This window comes from Bacillus cereus group sp. BfR-BA-01383 (genome assembly GCF_022663495.1).
Classification (GTDB): domain Bacteria; phylum Bacillota; class Bacilli; order Bacillales; family Bacillaceae_G; genus Bacillus_A; species Bacillus_A cereus_AU.
On record NZ_JAKUFP010000011.1, the window covers coordinates 1 to 14,883 of the forward strand.

Consider the following 14,883-nt stretch of genomic DNA (forward strand, 5'->3'; position numbering starts at 1 on the left):
TTTCTTTCTATTTCTAAATCGAAGTGCTTTTAATATGGTTTCTTTCACGATTTCATCTCGATCGCTCTTTTGTTTCCGTTGTTCTTGAGATGAAATTGAAAAGTAATTATAGTATCCCGAACGGGATACACCAGCTACTTTACACAAATGACTGACCATATTCCTTAAGTTGTATTTTATGATGACAGAACGAATCAAGATGAATTTCTGACTAGGTGATAACGTTATCCCCTCCTCATCCTCCCTTCCATAAGTTTGATTTTTTTTAACAATTCATTTTCCGCCTTTAGTAAGTTTCGTTCGGCTTCTAAACGGGCATACTTCTCTTCTAACGTAAGCTCTCTCTCAAGAGTTCTTCCAGCGTTTTCGATGCGTGTATCCCGCAAACCAAATACACCATTTTTTCTATAAGCAGCACGCCATCTACTTCCTGATGACATAACTCTTTTCATTCCAATCATATCTATATCAAAGCCACATTCTTCAAAAATATTTCGAGGTAGCTTTCCTTTTTCATTTTCCTCAATAAAAATATGCTTAAATTCCTCGGTATAAGTGATACCTTTCTGACTTACAGATTTTACGTATGGGTTACTCGATAAAATTTGAATTTCTCTTTCTGTAAATAGCTTTTTTGTCATTTTGAATATTCTCCGATCCCAATTTCCCTCTTATTATACAAGAAATACCCTATAGAATAGACTTTTTTCAAGTGTCTACTCTATAGGGTACATTTTAAAGTTCTATAACTTTTTTATTTAACCTATTTTCTTATCCGCTCTAGTTGCTGGTTGAACTTGGTTTTTCACTTTTAAAACACTAATACCATATCCAATAAATCCACCGATAATTGCTGGGAAGATCCAGCCTAATCCTACTTCCTGCATCGGAAGGAATTTAGTGAACACTTTGCTTACTACTTCAATGTTAACTCCAGCTGCACTTAATCCATCAAATAAGCTGATGATAAATGTTACGATTAAACTCACTTGATAAACTTCAGCTCTTCCTTTAAATAGTGAATGGAAGAATGTTAAGAAAATCAATACAATTGCTAGTGGATAAATTGCTGTTAATACTGGAACAGAAACTGCGATTAATTGTGTTAACCCTACGTTTGCAACAATTGCACTAAATACACATAGCGTGATTGCGATTGCTTTGTAAGGAACATTTGGGAATAACTTATGGAAGAATGAAGAACATGCTGATACAAGTCCCACACTTGTTGTTAAACAAGCAACTGTAATCATTAACCCTAATAATACTCCACCATATGATCCGAAATAGTAGTTAGAAACTTTCGCTAATACTTCTCCGCCGTTCTCTAAATGTCCAAGCTTTGCAACACTTGAAGCTCCCATATAAGAAAGAGCTGTATAAATAATTGCTAAAATAGAAGCCGCAATGATTGTCGCTTTTGCACAAACGGCCATAATTTGTGTTTTCGTTTTTGCACCTTTTTCTTTAATTGCATTAATGATGATGATTCCGAATACGAATGATGCAAGCGTGTCCATTGTTAAGTATCCTTCTTGGAATCCTTTAAAGAATGCATGTGATGTATACCCTTCAACTGGTGCTTGCATATCTCCAATCGGATGAATAAAAGCAACGATTACTAAAATACCGATGAATGTCAATTTAATTGGCGTTAATATTTTCCCAACAATATCGACAATTTTCGCAGGATTTAGCGAAAAAAAACAAGTAATGCTAAAGAATATAATTGTAAAAAGAATTAACGGTGTAGAACCTAATCCCTCTGGCATAAACGGCTTAAGACCAATTTCATAAGAAACATTCCCCGTTCTTGGTATTGCAAATAACGGACCGATCGCTAAGTATAAAACTGTTGTAAACACAATCCCGAATACTGGGTGAGCACGACTTGCTAATGACTGTAAATCGTCTTTACCTGAAAAACCAAATGCCAATACGCCTAGTAATGGTAAACCTACTCCTGTTACTAAAAATCCAGCGTTAGCAATCCATACATTCTCTCCTGCCGATTGACCAAGCATCGCTGGGAATATTAAATTTCCTGCTCCAAAAAATAGTGCAAATAACATTAAACCAATAACTACTATGAACGAAAACGGTACTTTATTCGTCATAATATAACCTCCATTCACAATTCCTTATCTCATTTCCATTTTTCACTAATTGAATTTTCTGAATATTTAATTTGAATATCAACTATTCTTGAACTCATTATAGTTTGATATATAATATTTTGCAATACTATTTTCAAACTTTTCTTTTATTTTATAAATATACATTTTTTAACATAGAAAATAGACTAAAAAACCAACATGGTCATCCATGTTGGTTTTTCTATTTACTATCAGTAATTAAAATTTCACAGCTACTTTTTTAACGTTTTCTAAACCTTCTTCTACAATTTGTTGTGAGCGATCTGGGTATTGATTGTGTCCTTCAATTACAACTGTCTCTGGATTTGTAATTCCCCAGAATCCAAGTACGTTTGTTACATAATTGACTGCCATTTCCATAGGAGCCATTTGTTCTGAAGAGTAATCTGAACCACGAGCACCTAATACAACTACTTTCTTATCACCAGCTAAACCTTCTGGACCGTTTGCTGTATATTTAAACGTTTTTCCCGCTTGAGAAAGGTATGAAATATACGTGATTAACGGTGCTGGCACTGTAAAGTTCCATAATGGGAATGCAAATACAACCTTATCTGCTTCTAAAAATTGATTTAAATATTGATCTACTGTTGCTACAGCCTTCTCTTCTTCAGCTGTTAACTCCATGCCTTGGCTACGTTTGTATCCACCTGAAATAGCAATATTTCCGTAATAAGGAAGATTTAATGCAAATAAATCTAATTCCGTCACTTCTGTATTTGGATTTGCTTCTTTATAAGTACTTACAAATGTTTCATACATTTTTGAACTAATTGCTTGCTCCGCTGGACGATCGTTCGCTTTTACAAATAATACTTTTGACATAGTTTTATTCTCCTCTACTTTTGTATTTTCTTCTTTTTTACCAAATAATGAGCTAAATAATCCCATTCTCTTCACCTAAACTTTCTTATCATATTCATTATTCATCATCATAAAAATTCTTATTCTAAGAAAAAGTTCCAATCGATACCTTATTAAGTTGAACCACCAAAACTTTTTGTTATTTAATTACCTTATGTAAGTGAGTATATTATAACCACTTACTTTAGTCAAGTAACTTTTTAAAAAGAAAAAAATCTCGAATTAAAAATAAACAAGAAATATATTCCCCCAGTCAAAATGATAAATTCGAAAACACATACGTGAAATACCTTGTATAATACAACTAGAGAGGGAAATTCACCAATAGAGAGGATTTATTAATGAGTACTTTAGAAAAGATTCAAACCTTTATCATTCTTGCAGCTGTTATATTCGGAGTTACATTAGGACAATTTAATATGGTACATATGTATTCAGAGAGATTTATTGTCCCCTTCTTATTTTTCATGCTATATGGACTATTTCTCAGCATCCCATTAAAGGATATAAAAAACGGATTTCGCAATTTAAAATTTGCTGGAACAAGCCTTACCATTAACTTTTTATGGACACCTTTCCTCGCTTGGGGATTAGGCGCACTATTTCTTTCAGATCATCCAGCACTTTGGGTTGGATTTATTATGCTAATGGTTACTCCATGTACAGATTGGTACTTAATATTTACTGAAATAGCGAAAGGAAATGTAGCACTTTCCACAGCGATTTTACCTGTGAATTTAATTTTACAAGTATTATTGCTACCCGTTTATTTATTTTTATTTGCAGGTGTAATGAAGACTGTAGCGGTTTCTGTTTTAGTAGAAAGTATTGTTATCATAATCGTCTTACCATTTTTACTAGCGCACGCTACAAAATTTATTATGCATAAAATGAAAAAAGCTGAAACACTTGAGAATAAACTCATTCCATTTTTCGGCTCTGCACAAATTGTATTTTTAAGTTTAGCCATTGTAGCGATGTTTGCATCACAAGGTAAATATTTACTTCAAAATATGAATGTTGTGTTATTATTACTGATTCCCGTTCTATTGTTTTTCGTAATTAATTTTTTACTAGGACAATTCATAGGACGCATTATGCGTTTATCATATAAAGATACAGTAAGTCTAAACTTAACAACATTAGCGAGAAACTCGCCTGTTGCACTTGCTATAGCTGTGACAGCTTTTCCAGACGAACCTCTTATTGCACTTGCACTCGTTATTGGGCCGTTAATTGAGCTGCCAGTTCTTGCTTGTGTTTCACAAGTTTTGTTGCTAATTAAGAAAAAACAGCAAATTGTACAAGAATAAAATTACAGCGATTCTATACAATAAGTTATTTACATAGAAAAGAGCATGACAATGAATTGTCATGCTCTTTTTCTTCATTATTGAAAGATATATTAAGGAACTGTTGAGTGATATCACAGTTGTTCCGTTAAAGAGCACTATTATTGAACAACATAAGTAACAAAGGATCAATCTTTTTTCAAAGTGGATGCTTTATATTTGTTGTGAAATGCTGGATTGTGGGGCGTTTTTGATTAACCTTTATTTCAAAGCTACAATAAAACAAACACGGAAAGAGAGTCCCTTTTCCCAAAAGGCACTCTCTTTTTCAATTAGATAGTTTCTCCATGCTCTAAATAAAGTAGATTAGCTTTAGCTGATTTTTCTATCTCGATTGAACCAGTTTTACTATCAAGACCTAATGATTTGGCAGACTTAATTGCATAAGCATCAATAGCTGCGTATACATCAGGTAAACCTTTTTTCACCAATGCTTAGATAGCAATGGGATATGGAGTTCTAACATGAAATAATCATTTAAAGATTTTTATACATCTATTTTGTCGCTTTTCGTCCTACTAATACCCAGTACATAGATAAACTAAACAGGGTAATTAGTGCGAGAATGAATAGGATGTTACTAAACATAGAAGCATCTGGATTGCTTATAAGCCCTAGTAAATTTGTTCTCATTGCAGAATGATCCATCATTGCGGCTGTATAGGCAATTCCGATTGACATAGCGACATTAAGTGTTAAATTATAAAATCCGATTGCTGTTCCTGTTTTTTCTTTTTCAATCGTACAAATGCAAGAATCAAGTAATGGTGCATACATGAATGCAAATGAACTAGAGAATAGAACCATAGATATTACGAATACAACAACAGAAGTTTTTATAAAGAATCCGCCTAATAGTAAGCTGACCATAATGCTAGACATAGCGATTGTAATACTTTGCTTGCTTCCCAAAACCTTCGCAAATTTTCCAGAAAGAGCCCCGACTATCGCAGCTGCTATATAGCCTGGAATCAATAATAGTGAAATGGTATCTAGCTTCAAACCATAAATTTTTTCAAGCAAAAATGGAAATAAGAAAATATATGCTAACTGTACAGAGTAAATTATAAAAGCAACTCCAAGCAATGAGATAAACTGTTTATTTTGGAAGAATGATATTCCGATAAAAGCTTTTGAGTTCTTGCTGATATAAGTAAGGAACAAGATAGCTGCAACAATAAACAAGAGAAGGTAAATCCAATTGAAATCGGTAATATATAGTAGTAAGGATGCTGAAATGGCTCCAACTAAAAATAGTCCTATTACATCTACATTACTGTTTTTCGCTTCATCCTTAGGAAGATGCTTTAAAATAAAAGGAAGAGTGAAAAGTGTTACAAAAGAAAGTAAAAACAGAGTTGTCCAATGGAAATATGTTGAAATATAACCTCCAGTTACTGCACCTATAAGCTGTGAAAGAGCAAAACTGCTTGTACTTAATCCTAAAAATTTCTTTTGTTCATTTGCAGGTAAATGTTTTGTTACAAATATCACGTATAAGGTTTCAGCTGATGCTAGACCGGCAGTTTGGATAATTCGTGAGATAACAACTAGTAAAAACGAGTGTTGAAAAATATATCCCATGGCTGAACCGGCACATATTAAAATAATACCAATGCTAAAAAGTTTTCTAATACTAACGGAGTCCGCTAAAGTTGCATAAACCACTGCCCCAATTCCAATTACAAGACCAGCTAGTGTTGCTTGCCAGCTAACTGTTGTCACTGAAATGTGAAAATCCTTTGCCATGTCAACAGAAATAATCTTAAACGAATTGTCAATTACCAAACATAATAGAAATAACAGTAAGATTACGGGTACTGCTTTCTTAGCACTATATTCCTGAGTTTTCTTCATGCTCACATCTTCATTAATGATAGACATAGCTATATTCCTCTTTTCTTGTTGTTCAGGAAATTGTCTCCCTGAATCATGATTGCCTGGCCTTTAACTACCAATTAATCCTTTTGTAAAAGAATCGTTTCAGTAATTTCTACACCTGTTGTTTCATTAGTGAGGCTTCCTTGTGCACAGCTATACCGATTTTTGTTCGTTTCTTCTTATGGTGTTCAAAAGGAAACGCTTTCACAAATAACAAAAAATCGCCACCCATTCTAAGGGTTCGCCATATCACTATTAAGCTAAGGTTTTCATATATCCCCTAAATGAAAATTTTCTTTCTCTACAGAAAGTTACTCTGAGAATTCAGCTCATTTTTGCATTTTTGGTGCATTTATTTTTCTTAAGTTGATGGATATGGAGACACTTCAAAATATTAGCTTGATAGGCATATGGCGGTACTCAAAAAAACTCCTATTTTCGAAAATAGAAATGTCAACACATGCTCTTACATGTATTTACATTTCATATTTCTACACTTTACAAACAAGCCTCTAATGCAATTTTCATCATTTTATCGAATGATGTTTGTCTTGCTTCAGCACTAATTTGCTCATGGGTTACTAAAGAATCTGAGATAGTTAGTATACATGCCGCTTGTTTTCCTAATATTCTTGCAGTATGGAATAATGCATAGCTTTCCATTTCTGTACAAATACAATTATGTTCATTATAAAAATCAACATGATTTGGAACATTAGTTTCATGATAAAATACATCACTTGAATGAATTCTACCTCTAACAATAGGAGAATGAATGCTATTTGCAGTATCTTCAATTTTCTGCGTTAATAACTCACTAGGAAGCTGAATATCACCATTTACTCCTGCTTGAGCCTTTGCAAATGTTGATTCACTCCATGCACTATCTACAAGCACAATATCATGTATGTTTAGTTCTTCTGTATAAGCTCCTGCACTACCAACACGGATAATATTTTCCACATCATAAAATTTATATAATTCGTATGAGTATATTCCAATACTTGCCATCCCCATACCTGATCCCATTACAGATATTTGTTTTCCTTTATAAGTTCCTGTATAACCAAACATATTACGTACACTATTAAACTGCACTGGATTTTCTAGATATGTTTCCGCAATATATTTCGCACGTAACGGATCTCCTGGCATTAATACTGTTTTTGCAATCTCTCCAACTTTCGCGGTATTATGAGCTGTTGTCATATTATAATCTCTCCATTTCTATTTTTTAATTTAGTTAACCATCAAGAACTAAAATTCTTACTCATTTCACATATCGAGTAATCTGTACAATTTATTTCTTCATTAAAATGTATTCGTTTTCACAATTAGGAAAAAAAACTGGTTTTCCCCAATTTCTTTCTAGCTTTTATTGATTAATAATTATCTGAAACGCCATTTTTGTCATCTAATACGATTGCAACACTTGCACTTGCGCCAATTCTAGAAGCTCCAGCTTCAATCATTTTTTCTGCATCTTCACGTGTACGAACACCACCTGATGCTTTTACACCAACGTTTGGTCCTACTGTTTTACGCATTAATACGATATCTTCAGCAGTTGCTCCGCCAGTTGAGAATCCAGTTGAAGTTTTTACGAAATCAGCGCCAGCTTTTACTGATAATTCACAAGCACGAACTTTTTCTTCATCTGTTAGAAGGCAAGTTTCAATGATTACTTTTACAAGAGCTTTTCCTTTTGCTGCTTGTACTACTTCATAAATGTCTTTTTCAACGAATTCGCTGTCGCCATCTTTTAAAGCACCCACATTGATTACCATATCAACTTCAGTTGCACCTTTTGCGATAGCATCTTTTGTTTCGAATGCTTTTGTTTCAGTCGTGCTTGCTCCTAATGGGAAACCGATTACAGTACAAACGTCTACATCATGTCCAGCTAATTCTTCAGCAGCTAGCTTTACCCATGTAGGATTAATACAAACTGAAGCAAATTTATATTCTTTTGCCTCTTCGATTACTTTCATAACATCTTCTTTTGTAGAATTTGCTTTTAAAATTGTATGATCAATTAACTTTGCAATGTTCATTTTCTTCACTCCCCATATCTTTTAACAACTTCATTCTAACCCTGGCTTGAACAATTGTAAATACACTTATGAAATTTTGTTCAAAATTATTTAAGAGAGTGAAATACGTTTTTAAAATTGACACAAAAAAAGGATACCCTTTTAACAGCTCCCTCATAAAACACAGTATTTATTCATTTATAAAATGAAACTTTAATTAGTAAAGGGGAGCCCTCCATCGCCATCAAGCTAAGAAAAAAAATACCCCAAAACAAAATTTTTTCTCTATGTTTATTTGTAAACGTCAAAGGTCAATGGATGTACCTGTATCGTGCCGTGGATTCTGAAGGAAATACCATCGATTTTTATCTGAGGAAGAATGAAAAAGAAGCAATTAACAAAAAGAAAAAAGTGCTATCATTTCTGCGAAAAATGATAACACTCGTTTACTAACTGATGAGTAAAAAATAACATATGTTATTTTTTGAAACGGCATAATATCAATCGAAATAACAGAACAAGATGCGCACTTTCTAATAAAACAACTTGCTCATTAAGTTGAAAATTAAAACTCACCTACATTTTTCAGACGATGTCTATATTACTTGATTGAAGGCTATCTTTGCTTTGTTCACATCCTCTAATCAACCATTCCCCAAAATTGAGATGCTACTTTGGGAATTCGTTGGTCTTTTAATTTTACTATTACAGGCTCTAGATGAAAATCAAATTGTTTCAATTCAAAAAGCGTTGTATGTTCTAAAAATGGTGATGTGTAATCCATACTTGGAATAACGGATAATCCTAGTCCTCTACTAACAAGTGCTACAACCATCCTTATATCTTTACACTCGATAATGATATTTGGCTTGACTTGATGTTCATCAAATACTTTGAAGAGGTCTTCATTGAAGGAGAGTCCGTCCATTGCTCCGAGCATAATGAATGGGAACTTGGCAATCTGTTCAATCGTCACATGCTGTGATGAAAACGATGTTGCCCAACTTGTTGGAATAATCACAGCGGTTGGTTGTTTTTTTAATATTTTCATCTCATATTGTTCACTATTGCCCAATCGTAAAAGTAAGGCAACATCAATTTCTCTTTGTTCTAGTCTTTTTAATAATTCTTCTGAATTTCCAGTTACTATATTTATTTTAACATTAGGGTATTGTGTTCTAAACGTACTAACATAGTCAATGAGCATATTCGAACATGTAGACGATACACCGATACTTACTGTTCCTCCTATACCTTGTTCAATTTCTTGAATTTGCTGCTTTACATCTTGAATTTGCATTAGCATTTGATTGGCATATTGGTATAGTATTTCACCTGTTTCTGTAAGCTCCCATTTTTGACGATATCGATGAATTAAAGTTGTGCCAAGATCAGTTTCAAGCTTTTTTAATAATTGACTAAGTGGTGGCTGCGCGATATGGAGCACTTCTGCTGCTTTAGAAATGCTTCCTTGTTTCACAATTTCTTTAAAGTAATATAATTGTCGAAAATCCATTGTATCTCTCCGTCATATGTTTTTTGATATGATTAGTTTATCATATATATATTTTTCATATGTCGAATTTGGCGTTATATTTAATTCTATAGCTATAGTCTTTATATTGATAATATTAACTAGAAAGTGAGAGATACTATGAATCATCGGAACAGAACCTTGAAGCGCATCATCTTATACGTTCTCGGGTTATTTTTTATGTCGATTGGCATTAGCATGTCGATTCAAGCAGGATTTGGTGTATCGCCTGTGTCATCATTAGCATATGCAAGTACGCTAACGATTGGTTTATCGGTTGGTGTGACAATGGCGCTTGCAAATGTTTTATACATTATTATTCAAGTTATATTAAGTAAACGAATGGAGTTCAATGAATTTGTGTGTCAATTCATTATTTCGTTTTTATTTGGGTTTTTCATGGATGCAACGCTCTTCCTTGTACAACTTTTCCCTACACCTGAAACTATCTTTGCTCGAAGTGTATATTTGATTATAAGTTTATTTGTTATAGCGGTCGGTTTAATGGGCTATACAACAGCGAAACTGCCATTAATGCCGTATGATGCGTTAACTTATGCAATTAGTGAAAAATTTAATTTGAAATTCGGTAAAGCAAAAATTTTGAGCGATTTAATAAACATTTGTGTGGCTGGTGCAATCTGTATAGTTTTCATTCAATCATTAGGCTCAATCGGAATCGGTACACTAATTGCCGCCTATTTTATCGGCAAAATTTTAGGGTGGATGATACCGTATTATCAACCAACTCTTCAACAATGGGTATTTAAAACAGAGAAGGCTGCCTAAGGAATCATAATAAAGTACAGGAAAAATAGATAAATCAAATTCCTCAGCCGAAATCAAATAATAAATTTTGCACCTTACAAAGTGCCAGTCCACATTAGGAATGGCACTTCTTTATTACTGCCTTTTCTTCGACCTCCTACCACTTTAGTTAAATGATAAAACAAACATCGTATTAAATCTAACCTGCCGTTTAGTTAAAGAAGGATTTTTAAACAACTTTTTTATTTTTTAAAGGACTTTATTGCTACTTAACACTATTCATACCATCTTTTCAAACAATTATTTTAAATAATTGTTAATATTAGTACACAAAAATCTGTAATTATAAAATAAAAAAGCATGACATAAAATTGTCATACTTCTTCTTTTCTATCAATATTTTTTCAAATCTAACCTGTTACAGAACCTTTTACTCGGGAAAGGACTTTTTTATTCAGTAAAGAACTTTTTTATTTGTTGACACAATTAATTCTCAAACACAAAATTAATTTTATTATCTTTCCACTCTAACTTCGCATCAAAGGTTTTCTCGCCTTTTTTAAACCCTTTAATTAAATCGGTCTTCTCACCTTTTAAGAGCTTTGTCATATTCTTTTGCGAAATTGTTTTACTTAATATCTTCTTCGAGATGGTAAAGTCACATTGTGTCGTATTATAGTTAGAACAACCGTAAAATGTGGACTTATCAATCACATCACCATCACATTTTTTACAGCTACCAACCTTTTTACCTGTCGTAAATTTCGATCCTTTTCGTTCAATCGATTCCACATGTAATCCAGTGAAATCCCATTTCTCAGACATTTCCACCGCGTCTTCAATAATTTTCGCTGATAGCTTTTTCGTTTGTTCCATAAATGTAGCTGGTGAAGCTGTACCTTCACCAATTTCCGCGAGGCGCTGCTCCCATTTTGCTGTCATTTCTGGTGAAGCTAAAATTTTGTCACCGATTGCGGTAATTAATACTTTCCCTTTATCTGTTGCGTACACTTGGTTTTTCTGCACATCTATATATTTACGATCCTTCAGCATCGTAATAATTCCAGCGCGAGTCGCTTCTGTACCTAGACCTTCTGTTTTCTTCAATACTTTCTCGAGCTCTTCATTCTCTAAATACTTACCGGCAGTTTTCATTAACGTAATAAGTTGTCCTTCAGTATAACGCTTTGGCGGCTGTGTTTTTCCTTCTTTCACTTTCACCTTTACAACTTTTCCTTGTTCGCCTTCAGCTACAATTGGAAGAATCGTTTCGTCATCTTTATCATCTTGGAAAATAACTTTACGCCAACCTTCTTGAATTTGCTGTTTTCCTTTCGAAATGAACTCAGCACGTTCGTCTACAAGAGTTGTAATCGTTGTATAGTCAAAGATTGCTACTTCATAGTGAGCTGCAATGAGTCTTCTTACGATCATATCGTAAATTTTCTTTTCATCACCTGATAACTTGCTTGGATTTATAACTTGCTCTGTCGGTATAATTGCGTAGTGATCTGTCACTTTCTTTTCATTCACATAACGCTTGTTATTCATAATCGATTCAATTGGTGCTGGCAATAAGCCTTTATATTCATCAAACTGACTTAACTTCTGTAAAATATCAGGGAATGTCGCTGCTTCTCCTTGTGTAACATAGTTAGAATCCGAACGAGGATAAGAGACTATCCCTTTTTGATATAGCGCTTGTGTTATATCAAGCGTCTTTTTCGGTGAAAATTTAAAAGCTTTATTCGCTGTCGCTTGCAGTGCTGATAAATTAAATAAAAACGGTGGTTGAAACTCTTTACGCTCGGTTTTCATTTCCTTCACTACTGCCGGTTTTCCTTGGCAAAATGCCGCAATTTTATTTGCCAGATCAGGGTCTTTCAAACGAGATTCACTATCTTTCTCCCATTTCCCCTCATACTTCTTTCCTTCTATATTAAAGGTTGCGAACACTTCCCAAAACGGCTCTGATTTAAAGTTCTCTATTTCTTTTTCACGCTTTACGATCAATGCTAATGTTGGTGTTTGTACACGACCAGCGGAAAATACATCGTTCATTCCTTTTTTCTTTAGCAAAATACTAAAAACACGCGATGCATTCATACCAACAACCCAGTCCGCACATGACCGAGTATACGCCTCATAGTACGTATTAATCGTATCTGATTCATCGAGTAAATTTTTAAAACCCTGATAAATAGCTTGCTTCGTTAAAGATGAAATCCAAAGACGTTTCATCGGTTTTTGTACGTTACAAAGATTAATAATATTTCGTACGATCAGTTCCCCTTCACGCCCAGCATCGCCTGCATGAATAATTTCTGTTACCTGCGGATTATGTAACAGCTGTTTCACTACATTAAATTGTTTATACTTCGATTTTGTTACTTCAAATTGAAAACGTTCAGGAATCATAGGTAACGTATTAAGTGACCATTTTTTCCACTCTGCGTGATAATGTTCTGGATTACATAACTGCGCTAAATGACCAATTGCCCATGTACAGTACGCTCCATTTGGAAATAACTCATTTGCTTCTACTTCTAAATATCCATCTTTCCGGCGATATTTAAACTGTGAAACAAGAGCCAAACCTTGATCTGGTTTCTCGGCAATAATTAATTTCATCTTCTAACTCCCTATCTGTATTCCAGTGTTACTTTCATTGTATATATGTTTAGAAGCGATGATAAAACAACAATCTTATTTATCATTCGCGGGTTACTCCGAGTAATGGGATAACTATAATATTATACGCTTATTCTTTATGGCTTCACAATAGAAACTCATTATATAACATTTTCTTTCACATGCTTACAAACAAAAAAAACGCCCCGAAACATTAAGCGCCTACTTGCTTACATTCATGAAATTGTGCAGATAATATGCAGATTTAAATAAGCATAAGTACTCTCCATCTGAACATATGATGAAGTGAATGATGGGACAGGGAGGTATCATGATGTTTGCTTATACGTTAACTGCCTTAACACTTTGTTGTATCTCGATTATTATTACATCATACACTTCTAAACGTAAGGGTACCCTAATGGAGTATATGGTATTTATTATGTCTTTTAGTATGAGTATCGGTTTAAGTATAGGGTTTTATTTTGGTATTCTCTTTAAGGGAGAATTACTATATTCTACTTTGCTTGCTACTTTAATTAGTGGCTTTATCTGTTTTTTAGTCGGTCTACGTTTTCACCTGTATACTGCATTAGAAGGATTGTTCTCTGCATTAATGGCAAGTATGATGGGAGCAATGATTACAGAAATGCTAAATGCTCAACAAGCTCATAGCATATTGTTCATCAGCCTTTTACTTACTATAACGATAACTATGTCATGTATGATTCAGCTTTTATCTGAAACCCTTTCTACTTTTATCCACCGGCGTTTTTTATTATTACTTTCAATTAGTGTTGTAATCATTGTTTCTGTATTCGTAACATTCCCAGATCATACTCCTCCTCCATCCGAGCATGATCAACATATGCATTAACAATTGCGACCAAAATTAATAACGCAGCTATCCAATAAGATAACTGCTTTATATCACAATAAACTCCATGAACAGTTGTCATCAAAATAAAAACAAAGTCGTTCCCGTTATACGAATAGGATGGGAATGACTTTGTTTTTTACTTAATTATTTAATCTTAGCAAGAGAAACCTCAGCATTCCCAGCCATCTTTTTAAATAATTTCAATACATATTCTTGCTCTTCAGCAGATAAATCTTCGACTAAAATATTTTTCCAGCCCAATAAAATTTCAGTTAGTTTTGCTTCAAATGTATATGCTTTATCCGTCAAATATAATTTTTTTATACGTTTATCAACGGTAAATACTTTTCTCTCTACATAGCCTTCTTTTTCTAATTTAGCTATTGCTCTTGCAGCTGTTCCTTTATCAACCTTTAGTATGGAAGCTATGTCATCTTGAGACGCACCTTCATTTTCGTATAAGACTGCCAAAAATTGATATTGTCCGGCTCCAATATTAAACTCTTTTAATTGTTCATTTATATACACATTTCCATATCTATGTAGTAATGAAATCCAACGTCCAACTGACTCTTTATCGTTTATATTCATTTGTAAGTCCCCTTCCTGAGATTACATTGCTGATACAGTTATTATACATATTTGAATTGTAACATTCATGTAAAGTATTGGAGCATTCCCTCTAAAAACATAATACTTGATTCATTTGTAATTTTACCGTAATATTAGTTGCATTAACAACTAATATACTTATTTTTTAAATTAACTTCTTTAATATAAAGGT

Annotated in this window: 11 protein-coding genes and 2 pseudogenes; 4 read left to right on the top strand and 9 right to left on the bottom strand. The window is 33.5% G+C overall.

What is annotated here, in order from left to right; translation table 11 throughout:
- From MR065_RS12690 to MR065_RS12700, 3 genes and pseudogenes are all read right to left on the bottom strand, one after another.
- Positions 1 to 650, bottom strand: a pseudogene (locus tag MR065_RS12690) (HTH domain-containing protein); the annotation flags it as partial.
- A gap of 108 nt (positions 651 to 758) precedes the next feature.
- Positions 759 to 2,117: a branched-chain amino acid transport system II carrier protein gene (brnQ, locus tag MR065_RS12695; RefSeq protein WP_242213898.1), complete on the bottom strand. Its 1,359-nt coding sequence runs from the start codon at positions 2,115 to 2,117 to the stop codon at positions 759 to 761.
- Between the two features lie 237 nt (positions 2,118 to 2,354).
- Positions 2,355 to 3,047: an FMN-dependent NADH-azoreductase gene (locus MR065_RS12700; RefSeq protein WP_097902097.1), complete on the bottom strand. Its 693-nt coding sequence runs from the start codon at positions 3,045 to 3,047 to the stop codon at positions 2,355 to 2,357.
- Between the two features lie 314 nt (positions 3,048 to 3,361).
- Here MR065_RS12700 and MR065_RS12705 point away from each other — a divergent pair, with 314 nt between their 5' ends.
- The gene (locus MR065_RS12705) at positions 3,362 to 4,333 is read left to right on the top strand and encodes an arsenic resistance protein (RefSeq protein WP_242213899.1); all 972 of its coding nucleotides are present in this window, start codon (positions 3,362 to 3,364) and stop codon (positions 4,331 to 4,333) included.
- A gap of 534 nt (positions 4,334 to 4,867) precedes the next feature.
- Here MR065_RS12705 and MR065_RS12710 read toward each other — a convergent pair.
- The 3 genes from MR065_RS12710 to deoC all read right to left on the bottom strand — a co-directional run bounded on the left by MR065_RS12710 (position 4,868) and on the right by deoC (position 8,307).
- Positions 4,868 to 6,256, bottom strand: coding sequence for an MFS transporter (locus MR065_RS12710; RefSeq protein ID WP_242213900.1), 1,389 nt, complete (start codon positions 6,254 to 6,256; stop codon positions 4,868 to 4,870).
- A 495-nt stretch (positions 6,257 to 6,751) separates the two neighbouring features.
- The gene (deoD, locus tag MR065_RS12715) at positions 6,752 to 7,462 is read right to left on the bottom strand and encodes a purine-nucleoside phosphorylase (RefSeq protein WP_242213901.1); all 711 of its coding nucleotides are present in this window, start codon (positions 7,460 to 7,462) and stop codon (positions 6,752 to 6,754) included.
- Between the two features lie 173 nt (positions 7,463 to 7,635).
- Entirely contained in the window at positions 7,636 to 8,307 is a 672-nt protein-coding gene (gene deoC / locus MR065_RS12720) for a deoxyribose-phosphate aldolase (RefSeq protein WP_242213902.1), read from the bottom strand.
- Between the two features lie 273 nt (positions 8,308 to 8,580).
- Between deoC and MR065_RS27455 the strand changes: the two are divergent.
- Positions 8,581 to 8,739 (top strand): annotated as a pseudogene (locus MR065_RS27455) (DDE-type integrase/transposase/recombinase); the annotation flags it as partial.
- A 187-nt stretch (positions 8,740 to 8,926) separates the two neighbouring features.
- On the opposite strand, the gene MR065_RS12730 reads toward MR065_RS27455, so the two are convergent.
- Positions 8,927 to 9,802: a LysR family transcriptional regulator gene (locus MR065_RS12730; protein ID WP_242213903.1), complete on the bottom strand. Its 876-nt coding sequence runs from the start codon at positions 9,800 to 9,802 to the stop codon at positions 8,927 to 8,929.
- A 138-nt stretch (positions 9,803 to 9,940) separates the two neighbouring features.
- Here MR065_RS12730 and MR065_RS12735 point away from each other — a divergent pair, with 138 nt between their 5' ends.
- Positions 9,941 to 10,609 (top strand): YczE/YyaS/YitT family protein, encoded by a 669-nt coding sequence (locus MR065_RS12735; RefSeq protein WP_242213904.1) that lies wholly within the window; start codon positions 9,941 to 9,943, stop codon positions 10,607 to 10,609.
- Positions 10,610 to 11,074: 465 nt separating this feature from the next.
- Here the strand turns inward: MR065_RS12735 and topB are convergent, their stop codons facing one another.
- On the bottom strand, positions 11,075 to 13,219 hold the full coding sequence (gene topB, locus MR065_RS12740) for a DNA topoisomerase III (RefSeq protein WP_242213905.1): 2,145 nt from the start codon (positions 13,217 to 13,219) through the stop codon (positions 11,075 to 11,077).
- A 334-nt stretch (positions 13,220 to 13,553) separates the two neighbouring features.
- On the opposite strand from topB, the gene MR065_RS12745 reads away from it, so the two are divergent.
- A complete protein-coding gene (locus tag MR065_RS12745; protein ID WP_242213906.1) occupies positions 13,554 to 14,096 on the top strand; it encodes a hypothetical protein in 543 nt (180 codons plus the stop codon).
- A gap of 147 nt (positions 14,097 to 14,243) precedes the next feature.
- On the opposite strand, the gene MR065_RS12750 is transcribed toward MR065_RS12745, so the two are convergent.
- Positions 14,244 to 14,690 carry a MarR family winged helix-turn-helix transcriptional regulator gene (locus MR065_RS12750; RefSeq protein ID WP_242213907.1) on the bottom strand — a complete coding sequence of 149 codons (447 nt, stop codon included), beginning with the start codon at positions 14,688 to 14,690 and terminating at the stop codon, positions 14,244 to 14,246.
- Positions 14,691 to 14,883 lie beyond the last annotated feature (193 nt).

What these genes read in the sequence shown, in the direction of transcription:
- brnQ (WP_242213898.1), bottom strand. Translation starts at nt 2,117, where the DNA reads ATGACGAATAAAGTACCGTTTTCGTTCATAGTAGTTATTGGTTTAATG.
- MR065_RS12700 (WP_097902097.1), bottom strand. Translation starts at nt 3,047, where the DNA reads ATGGGATTATTTAGCTCATTATTTGGTAAAAAAGAAGAAAATACAAAA.
- MR065_RS12705 (WP_242213899.1), top strand. Translation starts at nt 3,362, where the DNA reads ATGAGTACTTTAGAAAAGATTCAAACCTTTATCATTCTTGCAGCTGTT.
- MR065_RS12710 (WP_242213900.1), bottom strand. Translation starts at nt 6,256, where the DNA reads ATGTCTATCATTAATGAAGATGTGAGCATGAAGAAAACTCAGGAATAT.
- deoD (WP_242213901.1), bottom strand. Translation starts at nt 7,462, where the DNA reads ATGACAACAGCTCATAATACCGCGAAAGTTGGAGAGATTGCAAAAACA.
- deoC (WP_242213902.1), bottom strand. Translation starts at nt 8,307, where the DNA reads ATGAACATTGCAAAGTTAATTGATCATACAATTTTAAAAGCAAATTCT.
- MR065_RS12730 (WP_242213903.1), bottom strand. Translation starts at nt 9,802, where the DNA reads ATGGATTTTCGACAATTATATTACTTTAAAGAAATTGTGAAACAAGGA.
- MR065_RS12735 (WP_242213904.1), top strand. Translation starts at nt 9,941, where the DNA reads ATGAATCATCGGAACAGAACCTTGAAGCGCATCATCTTATACGTTCTC.
- topB (WP_242213905.1), bottom strand. Translation starts at nt 13,219, where the DNA reads ATGAAATTAATTATTGCCGAGAAACCAGATCAAGGTTTGGCTCTTGTT.
- MR065_RS12745 (WP_242213906.1), top strand. Translation starts at nt 13,554, where the DNA reads ATGTTTGCTTATACGTTAACTGCCTTAACACTTTGTTGTATCTCGATT.
- MR065_RS12750 (WP_242213907.1), bottom strand. Translation starts at nt 14,690, where the DNA reads ATGAATATAAACGATAAAGAGTCAGTTGGACGTTGGATTTCATTACTA.